This is a genomic window from Mesorhizobium sp. CNPSo 4684, from assembly GCF_057784315.1.
The window spans coordinates 1-18,603 of record NZ_JBWLUX010000059.1 but is presented as its reverse complement, the minus strand read 5'-3'; the positions used below and the strand labels follow the sequence as shown (position 1 = coordinate 18,603).

The window sequence follows — 18,603 nt, the reverse complement described above, 5'->3', positions numbered from 1 at the left end:
GGCTTGCCGTCGTGACAGCCCATCCCGCTCAACCGATGCAACAACCCGTTCGCGAAGATCCATCGAGTAAGGTTTGCCCATTCATGCTGACCTCCTTGCCCAGCACGAAGGTTGAATCAGATTTGCACGCCTGAGGGAATCCCACGCCGCATCAATTCATCCCGCTCTAGTGTCCCGGGGCAGGGGATTGATGAAGTCGCCGCGGAGCTCTGGGTAGGAGTCTTCACGCCCGCCCCAGTGACTGAGTGCTGAAGGCCCTCCCAAGAGCGTCGTGATCACGAAGCCTTTGTCCCGGCTCAGATCTTTGGCAACTCTGCTAAATGAACTACCCGCGATCATCCAGGAAGGATCGAATGGAGCCTAGTTGGCCTTTTGCGTCTTGGCCTAGATTTGCTCGCAATCAGTTTTTGAGCGCTGCGGACGCTTTGAGCTAAGGCTGGCCTCTGCTTGCGTTTAGCCTCAATTCTCTCAGCCGCGCGGTCTTGGCCTCTCTGGCCTGCCGTTCGGCTTCGATCAGTTTGCGCGCTTCGCGATCCGCTCTCTCAAATTTCTCCTTATCAATGTGCCGTCGCTGCAAGGGATGGCCCAAGACTGGGCCAGCCCACTCGCGAACTTCATCGTAGGTATCGATAGACATAGTCGCTGACTCCAACACTCATATACGGGTGAAATCTGCGAGCTCCAGGCGTCGTCGCTGACATTCCACGTAAGCCAAAGCGGAGCGCTCGATCTCGAAGGATCGGATGCGCTGCTGATCTTCCTCCACCACCCGGACATGCCACTCGCCGCAGGCGTCGATCAACTCAACACAGGGGAGATTTTTCGCGGGTTGTTCCATCGCAATTGTCCTCATCTGTAGATGACACTTCGCTAACCCTAAGGTCGCCAGTTACGGCCGCCATTAACAAATGTTGGTACGGACTCGTACCCAAGCGCGTTCTCATCCTGGAAATGCCCTTGGCCGTTACTCCCGTTGGAACGTGGCGGGATAGTTAGGCTATCGCTTGCTGATTGTTGGGCGCAGGCGGCTGAGAGATGGCGGTGCTGATGCTCTTGCCACCGAATTGAGGGCAAGCTTCAACAATCGGCATCGGGCTCTCGTTGGCCTGCGTTGGTACAGATAGGGGTGCGGTGATCAGGTACGGCCAAACGCGGCAACCGGCTGTTCCACCAGGGCGCGGTGAAGGCCCTTGGCCAAGCCGGCTAAGGCGGCCGGCAACTATTTCGGTTTTTGTGCGCGGCCGCACGAGTCCCAACCTGGGTGCTTATATTTGCTCGCTAACCAACCCTACAGCGCTCGCGGAACAAAATGTTCCCGGCGTTGCGGCAACGGCAAGCAAGGCTATGGAGGCATCATCGTGAAAGATCGTGACTTACTTCGAGATCCCCGCAAACAGTACCCAGCTCCTCCCTTTCCAAAGCAGCCGCAGATCGCGCCTGGGCTTGCCGGAATGATGGATCCGGTACCAGACCACGGTGAGGAGAGCTATCGCGGTTCCGCCAGGCTTACGGGCCGCAAGGCGCTGGTGACAGGAGGCGATTCCGGAATAGGTCGGGCCGTGGCTATAGCCTTTGCGCGCGAAGGAGCCGATGTAGCCATATCCTACCTTGCTGAGGAGGAGGCGGATGCCAAGGAAGTCATTGCCCTTATCGAATCCGCTGGCAGGAGGGCCCTAGCGCTGCCCGGCGACATCATGGAGGAGGCTTGGTGTCAGGAATTGGTGCAGAAGGCTGTCTTCGCCCTCGGTGGCCTGGATATCCTTGTGATCAATGCCGGGCGGCAGCAGTATCGTGAAGGCCTTGATGAGTTGACGACAGACGATTTCGACAAGACGATGAAGACGAACCTGTATGCCCTTCACTGGATCGCTCAGGCAGCCGCGCCACATTTGCCCGCCGGCGCCTCTATCATCACCACGGCGTCAATCCAAGCCTATGAGCCTTCGGCGATGCTGCTCGACTATGCCACGACCAAAGCCGGCATTGTCGCTTACACGAAGGCGCTCGCCAAGCAGTTGATCAAGCGGGGTGTTCGGGCTAACGCCGTGGCTCCGGGACCCGTATGGACCGTCCTGCAGCCGAGTGGCGGACAACCGGATGAGAAGGTCAGGCATTTTGGCGAAGACAACGATTTCGGCCGTCCTGGACAGCCCTTCGAGCTCGCGCCGGTCTATGTGCTGCTGGCCTCGCAGGAGGCCAGTTTCATCAATGGCGAAGTTTATGGCGTCACCGGCGGCAAGGGAGTCGCCTAACCCTATTCGTCAAGCTTCGCACGAGTCTTGAGGATGTCATGGGGCGCATTGCATACCAGTTTGCTGTCGCAATCCTACTGACCGCAGGGGCTGCTGCAACGGCGGCTTTGTCGATGACCGCGGCTCACCCACCCTTCCTTCAACACGATCCGCGATTTGAGGCGAGGGGCGACGTGATCCGCGGCAAGCTGTTGTTCGCGGCGGGAGACTGCGCCTCCTGCCACGCAACCCCGGACAATACGATCGCCTGAAACTTGGAGGTGGCTTGGCGCTCGCCTCGCCATTCGGCACCTTTCGACCGCCCAACATCTCCCCGGATCCTGTTGACGGTATAGGCAGATGGAGCGGTGCCGATCTAGCAAATGCCCTGATCGGTGGGGTCTCTCCCAGACGCGATCACTATTACCCGTCTTTTCCCTACACCAGCTTCACCGGGATGACCGTCGCTGATGTCAACGACCTTTACGCCTATCTCATGACGCTCCCCCAGGTGTCTGGGCGCGCGCCGCCGCACAATCCAGCACTCCTGTTCAGAATTCGCCGGTCCGTGGGATTTTGGAAGCTGCTGTTTTTTCGCCAGGGCCGGTCGGCTGCGCATGACGGCAAAACCCAGAGCGATCGCGGCGCTTACCTCGTCGAGACCGTTTCACATTGCGCGGAGTGCCACTCCAGCCGAAATGTGTTTGGAGCAATCCGGTCCGACACCCTTTTCGCAGGTGGCATCGACCCCCAGGGCACCGGGTTTGTGCCCAACATCACGCAAGAACGATTGGGCGCGTGGACCGAGACCGACATTGCCACGATGCTTACAACCGGGATGACGCCCAACCACGGTCGGGTGGGTTCATCCATGGCTGACGTCGTCACAAACACTGCCATGCTGCCTGACAGCGATCGCAAAGCGATCGCGCATTACATCAAAGCCCTACCCCCGGTCGGCACCCCACACCCATAGTCTTACGGGCATAGAGGTAATCGACCCTCGGCAAGCGCGCGATATCTTGGACGACACGATCTTAAATGCCTACGAATACGCCGGCACCAGACGTGTGTTGCGCAGGGGCAAGTCCATGGCAAAATGAAAGCCTTCGGAAGGATATTCGATTTTGAGATTGGCGTTGCACTGCACGGCGACGACCTTTTCCAACAAGGTCGTTCCGAAACCGCGGCGCTTCGGCGGCCGCACCCTTGGACCGCCGTGCTCAAGCCAATCGAGATGAACAATGGCCGAATCACCTTCGGAAGAAATCGACCAGTGGATCTCGAGTCTTCCTTGGGGGACGGACAGGGCCCCATATTTCGACGAGTTCGAGGCCAGCTCGTGAAACGCCATACCGACCGGAATGGCAAGATCTGCAACGAGAGCCACATCAGGGCCATCCAACCGGATCCGTGTGGCATCCTTCGTGTCATAGTGGCGAAGTTCGGCTTCGAGCAACTTATGCAACGGGGCAGTTTGCCAGTAATCATCCGTCAAGATGCTATGAGTATCGGCCAAGGACACGATCCGGGCTGAAAAATCTCGAACGAAGTCCTCAACACTTTCGCTTGATCTGACGGTCGCATTCATCATCGCACGCACGTTGGCCAGCGTGTTCTTTACCCTATGATGGAGTTCGCGGATCAGCAGTCTTTGGCGCTCGGCAACTTCTTTCATTTGCTCGATCAGGGTCTTCACTTCAAGTTGACGTGCGCGAGCGCGCAAAGCTGAGCGCACAGAGTTGGTCAGACTGGACGCCAGAAACGGTCGCTCCAAGACAACAGTGTGACGGTCAAGGAATGCAAGACGGCTGTCGAATTCCGAGCCACGCCTGGTGAGGAGCACTATCGGGAAATCAGACCATGCCGGCTGTCTCTCAAGCCATGCCGCGAAGTCAGACCTATCAGAGGCTAGCAACGCCTCTTCCGCAACGATAAGACACTGCGCGCGCTCGAATTTGGCAATCGCCTCAGTTAATGTAGAGCAGATAACAGGCACGATCCCGCCAGAGATCAAGATCGATGCGGCAACCTTCGCATCACGCCCAGTCGGCGCCAGAATGAGAACTTCCGAGGCGGGCTGCATCACTGAGAGTTATCGTCAAGAAGGTCGGTTTGCTTACCCACGTACGAGGGGATGCCCGTGAGGATGCCCTGAAACCCGTCCAGTGGTTCACCCACGACCAGCCCTGACGAAGCAATTTGGAATTCTCGAATCGTGTCTTCGTGGGGGCCTACCCTCCGCTTCACCACGGAAATTGCCCTCCGCAGACGACCGCCGCTTTCGAAGAACCGCAGCAACATGACACAGTCGCAGAGGTATGTCATGTCGACCGGGACCGACATCTGTCCGATAAGACCATGATTGGCCAGTAGAAGGATGGTAACCACACCTTTCTGGTTCAGATAGGTCAGTATTTCATGCATCTGAAGCACGAGGTGCTGTTCTTCAGACAGGGCGTTCAGATATCCGGTCAGGCTATCGACGACAACCATTCGAGCGTTGGATTTGTCTACCGCCGCCTGGATCCGCGAGGACAGTTCGCCGGGCGAAAGTTCTGCAGGCTCGACCTTTTCAAGAATCAGGAGGCCCTCATCCAAGTAGGGTTGCAACTCGAGCCCCAAACCGGCAGCACGAGTCAGAAAAATCCGTTTCGTCTCGTCGAACAGCAGAACCAGCACACTTTCGCCACGCAGCAGGGCAGCCCTGCAAAAGGTCGACGCCACTGTCGACTTCCCAACCCCGGAGGGCCCGATCAGCAACGTACTGGTGCCACGCGACAACCCGCCACCCAAGAGAGTGTCGACAGCACTTCCACTCAGTGCAGGCCCGCCGCCAGGCTCACTCGGTTCATGATCGCCGGCAATAAGGCGGGGAAAGACCGTCACACCACCGGGCCTAATGACGAAGTCATGAAAACCGCCGCGAATTTGAACGCCGCGCATTTTGATGACACGCAAACGGCGTCGCTCGCCCCCATAAGTCGGACTCACCTGCTCCATTCTGATCACGCCGTGGCTTATCGAATGCAGGTTGAGGTCGTCATGTTCGGCAGTAAGGTCATCGAGCAGCAGGACCGTTGCGTTGTTGAGGAGAAAAAAGCTCTTCAGTGCTAGAACTTGCCGGCGGTAACGCAGCGACCCCTGCGACAGCAAACGTATTTCCGATAGGGAGTCGAACACCACCCGCTCGGGTCTCAGACGTTCCATTTCGGCCAGAGCGGACTGCACCGTCTCACCCAGCTCCAGATCAGAAGAATGCACGAGCGTCTGCAACTGGGCTGGATCTAGGCTAAGTTCGGGAGGAACAAGCTCGAGGATATGGATCCCGTCCAGCGCGATCCCATGTCTCGCCGCAACGGATAGCAGTTCCCGTTTGCTCTCAGACAGGGTGATATAAAGGCACTTTTCGCCCTCGGCCGCGCCGGCTACTAGGAACTGCAGCCCCAACGTGGTTTTGCCGGAACCTGGTCTGCCCTCGATCAGATGAGATCGATATTTCGCGTACCCTCCTCGAAGGACAAAATCTAGCCCCTGGACCCCAGACGAAATTGGAGACGCGTCATCGCTACGCAAGGTGCCCTCTTCAACAATGTTGCAACTCGAAACGGCTGGGTTTTCCATTGGTTCCGTCAACGCGCGTCAGGGGCCCAACAGTGCGGACGAGATTGCAGCTGCGCTTCGTATCCATGCGAAGGGCAACTCGGCTATCACCGCACGCTAACGCTTCCTGCTAGCGCGCTTGGATGTTAGTCTTCGTCCCTGCAGGCTAGAGGTGCGACTGCGAGTGGCCAGTTTGCAAAAGGAACCTCCCGACCTTTTACCGAAGAAGACGCAACACGGTGTCTCCTAGTCCGTCCGCGTGGACCACGATGTCAACCCGAAGCTCGCCGCTATTGCCGGCGAAGGGCGACGGCATCCGATCGACGTGCGCATTTTCACGCGCCACGGTCATGACTGGTGCAACAACACTGATTGACCGGTAAGGCGTCCAACCTCGGGAGGTGCCAAGTGAGCAGAAGTCATCGTAAGATGGGAGACGCAGTTTCGCCGCTCTCAGTATGCGTGACGGAACGGCTGCTGCCGATTTCAATGCCTGTAGAAGGCACGTGACCGGTTGCAACATCGATAAGCGTTCGGAGTTCTTCGGCTGTGAACTCAAGCTCGTATTTATAGGCTAAGCGGTCGGGGTAAATCCCGCTTGTATCAATCGACAAAACGACACAAGCCTCCGCTTTCCCTGGCCTAACGTCTTTGGCCAATAGCGATCGATCAAAAATTGTGCGAGATGAACTTTCCCGTTTCGCAGGCCTAACTCGGATTTGCATGCTAACCTCCCAGTTAAACAACACAATTCAAAAAACATCCGATTTGCATTCGCGTTCCCCCCATCGCCGTTTCGTCCGATTCCGTACCAATGGATGGTGCCGACCGGCAGGTCACACCCTGCATTGAGGTGATGGAAGCTGCGGCGAATGGTTTGTCCGCGCGGTTGAGGAAGACCAGGAACTTACCCGCTCATTTGACCGAGCATGGTACGCACTGGCCTTTGCGGAAGGCCAGCGTATTCGCCTGCATCTCGATAAGGTTGTGCGACTCTAGGACTTCTTGAGCATACGCGCTTCGCGCAAGGGCGAGGCCCAACTGTGGGGTCCAAGGAAGCTCACTGGCTCCGATGCGAAGGTGCGTACGAATTCGTACCCAATTCCCTATTCGACCCAAGGAAGTCACATTCGCCATTGCCTGGGATGGGCTTGGGGGGATAAATGCCGATTGCTTGCTGACTGTTCGGCCGCAAGCGACTGAGAGATGCGTGCGCTCTTGCCCTAAACGGAGGCTAGGAGCATGGCTCAGCTTCAGCAATCGATCATTTACAACCGTCTGCTTGCGTCTCTGTCGCTTGATGACTTTGCGCTGGTGCAGCCGCATCTGGAGGCGGTGTCGTTGGAGGTGCGCCATCATCTGTTCAAAGCCGATCAAAAGATCGCGCATGTGACCTTCCCCGAATCCGGGGTCGCCTCGATCGTCGCCGATACGGCGGAAGGACGATTCGAGGTTGGCATGGTCGGATCGGAGGGTCTGGTGGGCGTCCCCATCGTGCTCGGTGTGGATCGGTCGCCGCATACCTGCCTGGTACAGGCGACGGGCGAAGCATTCCGCATTGGCGCAGACGAGCTACAAGCTGCGATGGACCACAGTCCCACGCTGCGTGCGCTGCTTCTGCGCTTCGTGCACACCTTCATCGTGCAGGTCAGCCAGACGGCCTATGCCAACGCCGGCTATTCCATCGAGGAGCGACTGGCGCGCTGGCTGCTGATGACGCATGACCGCCTGGAGCGGGACGACATGCCCATTACGCACGAATTCATGGGGGTTATGCTGGGCACACGTCGCTCTGGCGTGACCCTTGCGGTGCAGATGCTGGAGGGTGTCGGCGCCATCAGGGCTACGCGTGGTCACATCACGCTGAGGGACCGCGAGAAGCTGGAACAGCTCGCTGGCCAGTCCTATGGCTTTGCTGAGAGAGAGTACTCCAACGTGTTCCAGTTCCCGATCAAGCAAGGCGGATGAGGGTGGCCTTGCGCTACTTCATGAACATGCGCTACCGCGGTCGGCTGATACCCGACTATGAAGGCGATGAACTTCCAAATGAGGAGGCCGTGCGCGGTCATGCGCTCGCCACAGCTAGCGATCTGGTCTTCCGCACCCGCATGGACACAATCCGCAGCTGGTTCGACTGCAGTTTCGAGGTCACCGACGAGAGCGGGAGAGTCGTCCTGGCGATGCCATTCGATGAGGTGATCCCTGAGTCTCTGGGATCAGCCTGACTGGCCGGAAGACAAATGGGATGCCGCCTCGGTGCTGCTAACCGCCGAATGTTCGGAATCATACGAAGCCTTGAAGGCCGCAGGAAGCCCGGCCTAAATTTCTCGCATCAGGTTCAGGGAGGAATCTTGATGACCCACGCGTTTCACGCTCTCACGGTCGAGAGGGCGGCTGAAGCCTATGTTCGTTCCAGAGGCAAGGCCCGGTTTCTGTCCATCGAGCAGGCGATCCGCGCCATCCGTACGTTGATGCCGAAATGCAAAGCCACCGACCACGAGTTGGAGGAATTGCTGGCGGAAACATGCATTGCTCACGGCGTGCCGGTCGCCTTCGACGCAGGAACGGCCGGCAATCCGGAAATGCAGCTCCATTCGTAGGGCAGACAGATGCCCGCGCTCGAGCAGACGCCAAACTCATCGGATGTTCGCTCAACGATAGTCCGCTGATTTTTTCCGATCGCCAATTGCGGTGCTGCGCTATCGCTTAGCTGGCAAGCCGGCAACGCCAGCGCTGAGCAGGCGAAAGCATGTCGGTATCAATGGTTCATGGCGACGGCGCGCGGCGCCATGGCGCTTTTGATCCGGAAAAGGCGCATCGACGTCGACCCGTTGGAGGACAAACGGCACATGCCACATGTAACGGAATAGTATCGTTGGACCTCTGCAGGCATGCTAGCGCTCGGAGAATTCCTCAGCGAGAATGCGCAAGGCTTCTTCGTATCTGGCTGTCGAGGCTCCAATTTGTCGTGACTGCCAGATGTTGTCTTCGAGGTCAGCAAGTTTTACCGGCAGCGCCAGCGGATTCGATGCAGCCCGCCGCACGAACGTGAAATAGTCCTCGCCGTCTCTGCGCGACATGGCATCGACCGCGGAAGCAATCGACGGTCCAAACCCGGTCGCTTCCAGCTTGGCTCGTGACCAGCCTTCGCCTTTTTCCAGGACATCATGCAGATAGGCTACGACCTTCTGATCCATCGTCTCGACAGCATCGACGACACGACGGCAATGCTCGATATAGGGCCGTCCGGTCTTGTCGCGCTGCGCTGCGTGAACCTCTTCCGCAATCTTGGCCGCTCGATAGAAAATGCTCATCGTCGCTGTCCCGGCCACTTGTCGAAATGCTGATAAATTGCAGATATAGGAACGTCCTGTGAGTTCATCTCCAAGTCGCTGCCGTGGCCTTGTTCCTTGCCTGCAACGTTCCTCGGATCGTCGTTCGCCTTACCGATGCGGTCTATCAGCGGATGGCATCGGATCCATGAGGCGGAAACGTCGATGGCTGATGCCGGTTCCTGAAGCGACAAGGAACGAGTGCCGGCACGGGACGTTCTGATCCATGCCTTCGACGGCAAGGAAAAGCTGGTGAAAAAATCCGACCGGGTACGGACTTCCTGATGTCGATGCCGGGCTTAGCATACGGGCCTCTGGGCGACCGCTGCATGCATGTCTGTGTTGACATGCAGCGGCTGTTTGCCGAGCCGTCGCAGTGGGCCACTCCAGGATCACGCGCGTGCTCCCTCGCATCGAGAGCCTGGTCGAAAGGAAGGCGCAACAGACGGTCTTCACGCGCTTCCTGCCTGCCCAGAAGCCGGGGCAGGGTGTCGGCACATGGAAGCGCTATTATGAGCACTGGGCCACGATGACGATCGAAAGTATCGTCGACGAAATGGTCGACCTGTTGCCGGCATTGGCCGCTTACTGCCCGCCGGCGGCAGTCATCGACAAACACATCTACTCGCCCTGGTTTGAGGGCCGGCTCAGGGCTTTTCTGGCGGACCGAGACATCGATACGCTCGTCATCACAGGCGGCGAAACCGACGTATGCGTTCTGGCCACGGTGCTCGGAGCAATCGATTTCGGGTATCGCGTGGTCCTTGTTACCGACGCGCTCTGCAGTTCTTCCGACGCGACGCATGACGCGCTGCTGACCGTTTATCACCAGCGTTTTGCCCAGCAGGTCGAGACGGTCTAGATGGAGGTGGTTCTCTTGAACTGGACTTGAGAATCCGACCGATCTGATCTGGACGATCAGACGCCCAGGTCGATCAAGGCGGCGCCGATTTCGGGGCGTTTGCGGCGGCGTAAATGACCGGGAGTTTCCACCAATGTGATTTCAAGCGTGGGGCGAACAATCGCTTCAAGCAAATGCCCGCCACGGGTGGTGCCGTCGCTCAGGCCGAGCACCGCATGGACGTGAAGGCTTGGTTTGCCATCATCCCCCAGCGCAACATCGCCGATCGCACTCAGCACCTCGCACTGTTCGTGAACCGGGATTTTGCGGTAGGTTTTCGCATCGAGGTCGAACCAGCCGACGGTGGCTCTTTCGAATGCGCCGATGGCAGTCAAGGAAGCACCGTCGACGCCTTGCTCGGTTGCGAAACCGATCAGTGTGGCAAACGCCTCTTCGCCGGGGTCGAGCACGATCACAAATGTGCGTTGACCGCCGACCTCGTTGACGACCCGGGATTTCATGCCCGTCCTCCGAACATCAGTTTTCGCCCGTCAGTGGGCATGGTGGTCGGCGTTTCGCTTACGGGTTGCCGCAGCTTTCTTGGCCGATTCAGAGCGGCTGGCAGCAGAGCGCGAGACCGAAGCCTTTCCGCCGCTTTTGCCGCCCTTGTGCGCCGCTGGATGGCCGGTATGTTTGCCGCGACCGGAGCCGCCTTCCTTCTTGCCGCCGCCATCGTCCTTGTTGACGGTCGCCCATGCCCGGCGTTCGGCTTCCTTTTCGGAAACCCCGCGCTTCTCATAGCCTTCGGCGATATGATCGGCTTTGCGTTCCTGCTTGTCGGTGTATTTCGATTTTTCTCCACGTGGCATGGCTGTTTCTCCGTTTCTCCTTTTGGACAGGGTTTGAACGAGAAGACGGGGCCTGAGTTCCAACCGGACGCCAGAAAGCAACTCCACCTGGCCGAGCGCCGTTGAGATCGACGGCAAGGATCCGAGGCGAACCGGGATCAACGATAGGGACCTCGATCGCGCGCTATTCCTCCGGCGCCGTCGCGGAGCCGTATAGCGGCGGCGCACAGCCGTGCGGCGGCAGAAACTGCCGAGGCCCGGTAGCAGGTCGGCGAAGAAATCCGGCCACGCAGCGCCAGCTCATTGATGACGACATTGCTGTCCGCCTTCTCAGTCAGATCCAGCACTTGCGCCTTCGTCGCGCTGGAGCCGTCACCCAGTCTTACGGCGCCTTCAAGGCCATCGTAGTCGCCTTCAGGATTGAAGACACAGAACTGAAACTGGCCTTCGACAAAGCGGGGAAATCCTACGAAGTGCGTTCCATAAAGCGGTCCTTGAAGAGATGCTCCCGAAGATCGATGGCATGACTATGCCGGAAGAGTACCCTCTGAGCGCGCGCCGGTGCGACAAGAGGCACTTGAGCGTTATCGGGCAGAGTTTGCGGAACGCTTGCTGCGGACCACAGCAGGGCCGCCAAAGCCGATCGGCGCCTCGGCGGGGTAGGAAGACGGCGACCGGGTTTTTCATTTGTGCGAGGAACTTGGCCCAAACCGCGAGGTTGAGTAATTGCAGCGTTTGGGTTCCCGCTGCCGACCGGCCACAAGCTGATCGGGCCCGCGCGGGGTGGCGCGGGCCGCCTTTAGCAACCTTATCAGCCAGCGCATTGCTTGAGGCGGAGCGGGGCACAATCCTCCTTATTCGGAGGTCCGCTGTATCCCCCAGTGAGCAGCGGGCTCTCATCCGCGAGCAGGACTTCCATTTCTCGGTACGATTCCGAACCAACAAATGTGGGGAAAGGCTCTGCCGCGGTGCTTTAATTCAAGCGTCGCTAGACCTCGACCAGGGCCCTGGCGCTGAGAGTTCCAACTCCCGCCCCAAATGGGGAGCAGTACGATGGCTCAACGAATGGATGGCGAAATTTCTGCCTTCGAATTTTCGGTAATAAAAGATTGTTTTCGACGGATGGTAAGCGAGGGCTTGCCTGAACATGAATGGGTGGCCGCTGTTGAAAATCCGTTGGCGGCGTTGACGGGTCTGAACAAAGCTGATCCGGAATTGATAGCGGGCATGTATCCTTGGCGCAAAGCCGAAGAATTGATGCGGCGTTTAATCGACAAGGACAGGCTTGACCGAGCCGATCGCGCGTCTCGCCAAATCTTGCATTTCAAGAGAGGCCAAGACCATCCTATTGAGGGAACGGAGGCGCGCTTTTCAGGCATTGCTTTCGGCTGGCACGCATACTGTTCTGAAGTCCGCTCGTCGCAAAAGGAAGTTGCCGCATTAACCATACCAAATTGTCAGTCATATGGAACCTCTCGGCCCAGACGACATTCTCTCGCTGCACTGGCCCCATTCAGTGCACTCCGAAAGACCTTGCCCGCCGGCCAAACCGGCGGGTTTTTTTGTGGTACGGGAATCCCGCGGAGCTGGTCGGGCCCGCGCCCCCTTTCGAATGGCGCCGGCGCGCTTACAATTCGAAATTGTGTCAGCCGGAATGCGTAGCGGTCGCGGATTTGTCTATTAAATGGGGACCCTCTGCAAAGGGGGATTTGAGCGCGACAAATGCCTCAAGCGCACGGCCAGATCGAGGTCGACGTCAATGGAAGAGGTACGTACGTACCTCCGCAACCGGTCCTAGTTGTCCCGTTCAAGAGACTCGTGATTCTCCTACTCTTGCCACATAACCTGGTGTAAGTCGCGCCGGTCGACCTGCTGGCCGCAGATCGGGCATGTGTGAAAATGATCATGGCCATCCGGCTCGTGCGGCTTGCCGGGAATGGGCGGCCTCCTGATCCTCGTCATTTTGCGCTCAACCGCTGACAAGGAATCGTCAGAAGAGACACACTCCTGTCCATGCCACTCTTCCACCAAGTGCTCTGGCATGTTGACCACCTATCGCTTTCGACCCTCGGGGAGAAGCCTCCCGAAGGAGACGGATGGATTCACGAGGTCAAGTTCGACGGACGGGGTACCGCTCGCAGCTCCTCATCGATGGCGACGGCACCAGGATCTACACGCGAAATGCTTCCTTTCGCCATTTGCGCTGTCGCTCTGGACCAGGTTTTTGGCTTGCCCGGGCGAAACACCTGGGATCTCCGCCAGATACATCTCTTTTGCGAAACGCCCCCTCAATCCGGTGTGAACTTCAATCAAAGAAGACAGCCGGTTTTCATCGGGCGTGGGAACAAGTAGCTGCCCCGCAGGTTGCTGATCATCTTATTCCAGAACAAGCCCGAAAGGAGAGCCGCATGGCGCGCAAGGTAGCAACCGATCTCAGCGTCGCGAGGATACACGACCAGACCCTTGTGCGGGGGGAGGGTGGAGAGCTGCATCAGGTGTCGGATGACAAAACCGACATTCTGACCACCGCCCAGGGCGGCCCGGTCGCTGATGATCAGAACAGCCTTAAGATCGGGCCGCGAGGGCCGACCCTCATTGAAGACTTCCACTTCCGCGAAAAGATTTTCCACTTCGACCACGAGCGCATTCCTGAGCGCGTCGTCCATGCACGCGGTTACGGCGCTCATGGCTTTTTCGAGACGTATGAATCGCTAACCAAGTATACCCGCGCCGACATCTTCCAACGCGCAGGTGAGAAGACACCAGCCTTTGTTCGCTTCTCGACCGTTGCAGGCAGCAAGGGCTCGTTCGATCTGGCGCGCGACGTGCGTGGGTTCGCGGTCAAGCTCTATACCCAGGAAGGCAACTGGGACATTGTGGGCAACAATATCCCGGTTTTCTTCATCCAGGATGCCATCAAATTTCCCGATGTCGTCCACTCCGTGAAACCTGAGCCCGATCGCGATTTTCCCCAAGCTCAATCTGCGCACGACACGTTCTGGGATTTCATCAGCCTGACGCCAGAATCCATGCACATGATCATGTGGGTAATGTCGGACCGCGCGATCCCGCGTTCATTCCGTTTCATGCAGGGGTTCGGGGTGCACACCTTCCGAATGCTTAACGCCGCTGACGAATCTACATTCGTCAAGTTCATCTGGAAGCCGAAACTAGGCATGCAGTCGGTGGTCTGGAACGAGGCCGTCAAAATCAACGGCGCCGACCCGGACTTTCATCGCCGGGATCTATGGAACGCAATCCAGTCGGGCGCTTTCCCGGAATGGGAGCTATGCCTACAGCTTTTCGACCAGGAGTTCGCCGATGGCTTCGATTTCGATGTGCTCGATCCCACCAAGCTAATTCCGGAAGAGCTGCTGCCCCCGATCCCGGTGGGCCGGCTGGTCCTCGACCGTATGCCCGACAACTTCTTCGCTGAGACCGAACAGGTGGCGTTCATGACGCAAAACGTGCCGCCTGGCATCGACTTCAGCAACGATCCGCTGCTGCAGGGGAGGAATTTCTCCTATCTTGACACGCAGTTGAAGCGTCTTGGCAGCCCCAATTTTTCCCATCTGCCGATTAATGCGCCAAAGTGCCCGTTCCACCATTTCCAGCAGGATGGGCACATGGCGATGCACAATCCAGTGGGACGCGCCAACTACCAGCCGAACTCATTTGGCGCAGGACCAAGGGAGTCTCTGCAACGCGGCTTTCGCTCGTTCGCTGAAGGAGAGAATGATCAGAAAGTAAGGCTGCGCCCGGAGAGCTTCGCTGACCATTACAGTCAGGCAAGCCAGTTTTTCAAGAGCCAGACGGAAACCGAGCAGCGCCATATCGCCATGGCATTGACGTTTGAGTTGAGCAAGGTTGAAACACCTGTCATTCGCGAGCGAATGATCGCTCATCTCCTCAACATCGACGAAGGGCTGGCCGAGACGGTTGCTGACAAACTCGGCATTGTCGATTTACCGAAGCCCGCAGACGTAGCGGTACCACCGCGAAAGGATTTGGCTACGTCTCCTGCCTTGAGCATTCTCGAGAACGGGCCTGACAGTTTCGAGGGCCGCAAGCTCGGCGTGCTGGTCGGTAATGGAACCGAGGCTGCTCTATTTAAAGCCCTTCAAACCGCCATCGAAGATGAGGGGGCGACAATGGAGGTGATTGCGCTGAAAGTTGGCGGGGTGCAAGCCGACGATGGTACCAAGATCATTGCCAAGCACATGATTGACGGCGGCCCGTCGGTCCTATTTGACGCGGTAGCCCTCCTGCTTACAGAAGAAGCTGCGGAACTTCTGGCGCGCGAGGCTGCGGCCCGCGATTTTGTGGCAGACGCTTATGCGCACTGCAAATTCATCAGTTTTACGCCTGGGACGGTTCCTCTCCTGACAAAGGCCGGCGTCGACCCCGCGGCCGACGAAGGTCTCATTCCTCTGACCGATCGCAAGGCAATCGGAACGTATATCGAGGCGTGCCGCAAACTGCGGTTGTGGGCACGGGAAACGAGCGTAAAGCTATAGGCAACATTTTGGCTTGAACATTCCGTCCTGAAGGAATGAATTGTTGGATCTGGAAGCACACGATAGTGACACTCATGGCGAAGGCGAAGGCGAAGGCGAAGGCGAAGGCGAAGGCGAAGGCGAAGGCGAAGGCGAAGGACGCGCGGCGCAAGGACGTCGAAAAGGATGCCAAGGGGCAATATATCCGTCGCGACCACGGTCGCGAAAACGATGGTGTGATGAGCGTCAAACCGCGTGTGTTGCCTGGCCGAACAACGCATAATGCGGAAGCCGAAAGTTCGGATGACCGGTCACGAAAAGGTAAATGATCAATCCAACTAGCGGCGCAGTCCATTCTCTGGCGAGGCTTTTGGGTGGACGCTCTGGACGGCTTTCATCAGCTGCTTGAGAGTTTCATATCCGGCGTCATGATACGCACCAACGTCTCGGCTATCCCCTGCAGAGGCGGCGGCAGTCGACGCCGAAAAACTTCATCCTCGAACGCGAGGCCATAGTGATCAACTGAGGCCGGCCTTTCCGACTTCCACGCAACGCAAGCTATCATCGGCCTGCGCCGGCCGTCACCGAACATCTACCTTGTCACGTTCGACCTTCTGTTTCTGAATGGCCATGATCTGCGCAGGACCGACGGACGCATTCAATTCAGCGAAGCCATGCCCGGCCCTGGTGACGCTGCTTACCACCTGGTCGACCAAGCGGGGGCGCGAGGGCATGGTCTCGAAGCTCAAGGGCAGTGCTTAGGCGTGAAAACGACCGCCTGGCGCAAAATCAAATGCTTCGAGGAAAAGTAGATGGACATCATCGGCGTTCAACGCGAGCGTGGCAAAGCGGCGCAAGTGATCATGGCCTGAGAGCGGCCATTACAAAGGCGGCGCGTTCGTAGCCTTCAAGGTCGGCAAGCGGCAGGCGCTGTGGGATCGCGTGCAGGGCAAGGTAGGCGGCCCGGTGCCAAAAGGTCTTGCTCGCGCTAGACAGGGCCAGCGCCGTTCAACGAGTGGATCGGGTCGTTTGTAGCAAGATGGCCGGCGCCGTGGGTGGGGTTAATGGTGGGCAGCGCCGGCCAATGCGGGGTTGGGGCCCGCGCAACTCAAGCTATCTGAATCTTTTGAGGCGCATATGGTGTGATTGGCGCTGATGGGACGGATGCGCTGCCATGGTGAATGGCTGGTTACCACCCACAGGCGCTCAGAGCCGTTTGACGCGCGTATTGGAAACGGTTCTGCGCGACTCTTTGGTCGCTCCAACCCAACTCTATTATCGACCGCGTAGGGCACAGGAGAACGTAGTTTGCGATGAGCCAATCGCGTACAGCGCGGGAGACGTCCGCGATGGTCGCGACCCGCGCTGTCTTGATCATGTAAGCCCATTCGATTGACTAATAGTATCGAATGCCCGCCGCCTGTTTCGGCGGCGGGCATCGATCATCTGATCGGGCTGGCATTGCGCACTCTGTCGCGCTCGGTCTCGATATCACCGTAGGGCTCGGCATCGGGATCGAAGCCGGTCCAGCCATCTGCTTCGTAGGCGCGTCGACGGTCTTCCAGATCGACCGAGTTGGCCTGACCGAGAATACGCTCGGCCTCACCGGCGAGTTCGTCGCTGACCCTGGCCGTCACCAAAGTGCCGCCACGGCGAACACCCTCGGCATAGACATGCGCATCCCTCTCCGGGACCCCGGAATCGGTGAGCGCCCCAACAATGCCGCCGGCAGCACCACCAACGACCGCGCCGCCAACGGCGCCGACCGCGGTTGCGGCCAGCCAACCTGCGGCCACGACCGGACCGACGCCCGGAATGGCCATGATGCCAAGCCCGGTCAGCAGCCCGCCGGCGCCGCCAATGACGGCCCCGAGACCGGCGCCGCTGGCTGCATCCTCGGCGGCGTTGGAGGTTTCGCCGCCCTCGTACCAATCGGTAGAATTGTTGGCGACGATGCTGATGTCGGCATGCGGCACGCCGCTCGCTTCCAGTTCACCGACGGCGTCGGAAGCGTCATCGTAATTGTCGAAAAGCCCGGTTACGGTTCTCATTGTCCTGATCTCCTCGATCTGGTTTTCAGTGGTTCAATTGGCGTCGGCAACGACGTTGCCCTGGTAGTCGAGCGCCACGTTGGTGGTCTTGCCATCCTTGGTCGCCCGACCGCGCCAGATGCCCTTGTCGTCTTTCGTCAGTGCGGATACGTCGGAGAAGCCGGCATCCTGAATGCGGCTCTTGGCCTGGTCCTCGGTGAAGCTATTGGCGCCGGGGACCGGCGCCGCCGGATTGGCGGTGTCCGTGGTGGTCACGGCCGGGGTGGTCGAGCTGGTGGTCGACGATGCATTGTCCGTTGCGGAAACGATCTTCTCGATCATTTCCTGATGCATCTTAAGCGTCGGCAGGGTCTCCGAGGCAAAGGTCTTCAGCTGCGCATTATCGCCGTCCTTAGCATAGCTTTCGAACAGGGTGACCGCTTCGGAATGCGCATCGCGCTGCATCTGGACATACGGCTTGTCGTCCTTGGCATTCTGCAGGGAGTCGAGATCGGCCTTGTGCTTGGCATCCAATTCCTTGGGCACCGCCAGCTTCTGCTCGCCGGCGATGGACTCCAGCTTGGCGTTGGCGGCGCCATGATCTTCGATCATCTTGTGGGCGAAGTCCTTGACGCTCTGGTCCTGGGCCTTGCCTTCGAAGATCTTGCTGGAATCCACTTCGAACAATCCACCGACGGCGGCTTTGTCGACGAAGTCCTGCGCGCTGTCGGCGGCGAAAGCCGGGAGGGCGAAGGTCAGGGCTGTGGCCGTAGCCAGTGAAGCCAGAATAAGACGAGTTTTCATAATGGGTATCCTTCTTTGGGCACGGATGTGCTGTCGAGCTAACAAGCATCGGTCGGCTTTGTTCCGGCGTGCGAGTGATTATCCGGGCGATTGAAATCGGGGCTCCATCAGCCGGAGTTGCCTCACCCTCCCTTCCCATTCGCGAGGTGGGCGGCGCGGATCTTTCTGCCCGCGCGTCAATTTTTCTAAACGCTGGCACACACGCCAGCCACTCCAGAAGCTCTGCCCGCTGGCGCAAGCCAGCGGGCCTTCGTTTTATGGCCTGGCTCAATTGCCGGTGCGATGGCGGTGTTCCGCGCTATCGCACACTAGGTCCGCTTGATGGTTCCGATCTACATCGCCGCCATCGCACCGGCAATTGAGCCAGGCCATAAAACGAAGGCCCGCTGGGTTGCGCCAGCGGGTAGAGCTTCTGGAG

The 18,603-nt window shown here is 58.5% G+C and carries 16 protein-coding genes and 2 pseudogenes; 9 read left to right on the top strand and 9 right to left on the bottom strand.

Annotated elements, in window-relative coordinates; genetic code table 11:
- Positions 1-655: 655 nt before the first annotated feature.
- The gene (locus tag AC04SG_RS31960; protein ID WP_488554273.1) at positions 656-838 is read right to left on the bottom strand and encodes a hypothetical protein; all 183 of its coding nucleotides are present in this window, start codon (positions 836-838) and stop codon (positions 656-658) included.
- 520 nt (positions 839-1,358) lie between these two features.
- Here AC04SG_RS31960 and AC04SG_RS31955 point away from each other — a divergent pair.
- Both AC04SG_RS31955 and AC04SG_RS31950 read left to right on the top strand, forming a co-directional pair.
- On the top strand, positions 1,359-2,252 hold the full coding sequence (locus AC04SG_RS31955) for an SDR family oxidoreductase (protein ID WP_488554272.1): 894 nt from the start codon (positions 1,359-1,361) through the stop codon (positions 2,250-2,252).
- Positions 2,253-2,365: 113 nt separating this feature from the next.
- Positions 2,366-3,207, top strand: a pseudogene (locus AC04SG_RS31950) (c-type cytochrome).
- A 69-nt stretch (positions 3,208-3,276) separates the two neighbouring features.
- On the opposite strand, the gene AC04SG_RS31945 reads toward AC04SG_RS31950, so the two are convergent.
- Both AC04SG_RS31945 and AC04SG_RS31940 read right to left on the bottom strand, forming a co-directional pair.
- Complete coding sequence (locus AC04SG_RS31945; protein WP_488554274.1) at positions 3,277-4,317, bottom strand: sensor histidine kinase; 1,041 nt, start codon at positions 4,315-4,317, stop codon at positions 3,277-3,279.
- Positions 4,317-5,855: an ATPase domain-containing protein gene (locus AC04SG_RS31940; RefSeq protein ID WP_488554271.1), complete on the bottom strand. Its 1,539-nt coding sequence runs from the start codon at positions 5,853-5,855 to the stop codon at positions 4,317-4,319. The genes AC04SG_RS31945 and AC04SG_RS31940 overlap by 1 nt, the downstream gene beginning before the upstream one ends.
- 1,221 nt (positions 5,856-7,076) lie before the next feature.
- On the opposite strand from AC04SG_RS31940, the gene AC04SG_RS31935 reads away from it, so the two are divergent.
- The 3 genes from AC04SG_RS31935 to AC04SG_RS31925 all read left to right on the top strand — a co-directional run bounded on the left by AC04SG_RS31935 (position 7,077) and on the right by AC04SG_RS31925 (position 8,434).
- Entirely contained in the window at positions 7,077-7,802 is a 726-nt protein-coding gene (locus AC04SG_RS31935; protein ID WP_488554270.1) for a Crp/Fnr family transcriptional regulator, read from the top strand.
- Positions 7,803-7,810: 8 nt separating this feature from the next.
- Entirely contained in the window at positions 7,811-8,059 is a 249-nt protein-coding gene (locus tag AC04SG_RS31930) for a DUF6894 family protein (protein ID WP_488554269.1), read from the top strand.
- A gap of 129 nt (positions 8,060-8,188) precedes the next feature.
- Positions 8,189-8,434: a hypothetical protein gene (locus AC04SG_RS31925; protein ID WP_488554268.1), complete on the top strand. Its 246-nt coding sequence runs from the start codon at positions 8,189-8,191 to the stop codon at positions 8,432-8,434.
- 294 nt (positions 8,435-8,728) lie between these two features.
- On the opposite strand, the gene AC04SG_RS31920 is transcribed toward AC04SG_RS31925, so the two are convergent.
- A complete protein-coding gene (locus AC04SG_RS31920) occupies positions 8,729-9,148 on the bottom strand; it encodes an HD domain-containing protein (protein ID WP_488554267.1) in 420 nt (139 codons plus the stop codon).
- Between the two features lie 302 nt (positions 9,149-9,450).
- Here AC04SG_RS31920 and AC04SG_RS31915 point away from each other — a divergent pair.
- A pseudogene (locus tag AC04SG_RS31915) lies at positions 9,451-10,028 on the top strand (cysteine hydrolase family protein).
- A 56-nt stretch (positions 10,029-10,084) separates the two neighbouring features.
- On the opposite strand, the gene AC04SG_RS31910 reads toward AC04SG_RS31915, so the two are convergent.
- The 3 genes from AC04SG_RS31910 to AC04SG_RS31900 all read right to left on the bottom strand — a co-directional run bounded on the left by AC04SG_RS31910 (position 10,085) and on the right by AC04SG_RS31900 (position 11,202).
- Positions 10,085-10,528, bottom strand: a complete 444-nt coding sequence (locus AC04SG_RS31910) for a PPC domain-containing DNA-binding protein (RefSeq protein WP_488554266.1) — start codon at positions 10,526-10,528, stop codon at positions 10,085-10,087.
- Between the two features lie 30 nt (positions 10,529-10,558).
- Positions 10,559-10,876, bottom strand: coding sequence for a plasmid stabilization protein (locus tag AC04SG_RS31905; RefSeq protein ID WP_488554265.1), 318 nt, complete (start codon positions 10,874-10,876; stop codon positions 10,559-10,561).
- Positions 10,877-11,013: 137 nt separating this feature from the next.
- Positions 11,014-11,202 carry a hypothetical protein gene (locus tag AC04SG_RS31900; RefSeq protein ID WP_488554264.1) on the bottom strand — a complete coding sequence of 63 codons (189 nt, stop codon included), beginning with the start codon at positions 11,200-11,202 and terminating at the stop codon, positions 11,014-11,016.
- Between the two features lie 706 nt (positions 11,203-11,908).
- On the opposite strand from AC04SG_RS31900, the gene AC04SG_RS31895 reads away from it, so the two are divergent.
- From AC04SG_RS31895 to AC04SG_RS31885, 3 genes are all read left to right on the top strand, one after another.
- Entirely contained in the window at positions 11,909-12,517 is a 609-nt protein-coding gene (locus AC04SG_RS31895) for a hypothetical protein (protein ID WP_488554263.1), read from the top strand.
- Positions 12,518-13,263: 746 nt separating this feature from the next.
- Positions 13,264-15,372: a catalase gene (gene katE / locus AC04SG_RS31890; protein WP_488554262.1), complete on the top strand. Its 2,109-nt coding sequence runs from the start codon at positions 13,264-13,266 to the stop codon at positions 15,370-15,372.
- A 74-nt stretch (positions 15,373-15,446) separates the two neighbouring features.
- Positions 15,447-15,680 carry a hypothetical protein gene (locus tag AC04SG_RS31885; protein ID WP_488554261.1) on the top strand — a complete coding sequence of 78 codons (234 nt, stop codon included), beginning with the start codon at positions 15,447-15,449 and terminating at the stop codon, positions 15,678-15,680.
- A 1,113-nt stretch (positions 15,681-16,793) separates the two neighbouring features.
- Here the strand turns inward: AC04SG_RS31885 and AC04SG_RS31880 are convergent.
- Together AC04SG_RS31880 and AC04SG_RS31875 are read right to left on the bottom strand one after the other, a co-directional pair.
- Entirely contained in the window at positions 16,794-17,402 is a 609-nt protein-coding gene (locus AC04SG_RS31880) for a hypothetical protein (protein WP_488554260.1), read from the bottom strand.
- Positions 17,403-17,435: 33 nt separating this feature from the next.
- Positions 17,436-18,185 carry a DUF4142 domain-containing protein gene (locus AC04SG_RS31875; RefSeq protein WP_488554259.1) on the bottom strand — a complete coding sequence of 250 codons (750 nt, stop codon included), beginning with the start codon at positions 18,183-18,185 and terminating at the stop codon, positions 17,436-17,438.
- Positions 18,186-18,603 lie beyond the last annotated feature (418 nt).

Excerpts from the sequence above, each read along its gene's own strand:
- AC04SG_RS31885 (WP_488554261.1), top strand. The coding sequence starts at position 15,447 with ATGGCGAAGGCGAAGGCGAAGGCGAAGGCGAAGGCGAAGGCGAAGGCG.
- AC04SG_RS31920 (WP_488554267.1), bottom strand. The coding sequence starts at position 9,148 with ATGAGCATTTTCTATCGAGCGGCCAAGATTGCGGAAGAGGTTCACGCA.
- AC04SG_RS31960 (WP_488554273.1), bottom strand. The coding sequence starts at position 838 with ATGGAACAACCCGCGAAAAATCTCCCCTGTGTTGAGTTGATCGACGCC.
- AC04SG_RS31925 (WP_488554268.1), top strand. The coding sequence starts at position 8,189 with ATGACCCACGCGTTTCACGCTCTCACGGTCGAGAGGGCGGCTGAAGCC.
- AC04SG_RS31945 (WP_488554274.1), bottom strand. The coding sequence starts at position 4,317 with ATGCAGCCCGCCTCGGAAGTTCTCATTCTGGCGCCGACTGGGCGTGAT.
- AC04SG_RS31910 (WP_488554266.1), bottom strand. The coding sequence starts at position 10,528 with ATGAAATCCCGGGTCGTCAACGAGGTCGGCGGTCAACGCACATTTGTG.
- AC04SG_RS31905 (WP_488554265.1), bottom strand. The coding sequence starts at position 10,876 with ATGCCACGTGGAGAAAAATCGAAATACACCGACAAGCAGGAACGCAAA.
- AC04SG_RS31880 (WP_488554260.1), bottom strand. The coding sequence starts at position 17,402 with ATGAGAACCGTAACCGGGCTTTTCGACAATTACGATGACGCTTCCGAC.
- AC04SG_RS31940 (WP_488554271.1), bottom strand. The coding sequence starts at position 5,855 with ATGGAAAACCCAGCCGTTTCGAGTTGCAACATTGTTGAAGAGGGCACC.
- AC04SG_RS31895 (WP_488554263.1), top strand. The coding sequence starts at position 11,909 with ATGGCTCAACGAATGGATGGCGAAATTTCTGCCTTCGAATTTTCGGTA.
- AC04SG_RS31935 (WP_488554270.1), top strand. The coding sequence starts at position 7,077 with ATGGCTCAGCTTCAGCAATCGATCATTTACAACCGTCTGCTTGCGTCT.
- AC04SG_RS31875 (WP_488554259.1), bottom strand. The coding sequence starts at position 18,185 with ATGAAAACTCGTCTTATTCTGGCTTCACTGGCTACGGCCACAGCCCTG.
- katE (WP_488554262.1), top strand. The coding sequence starts at position 13,264 with ATGGCGCGCAAGGTAGCAACCGATCTCAGCGTCGCGAGGATACACGAC.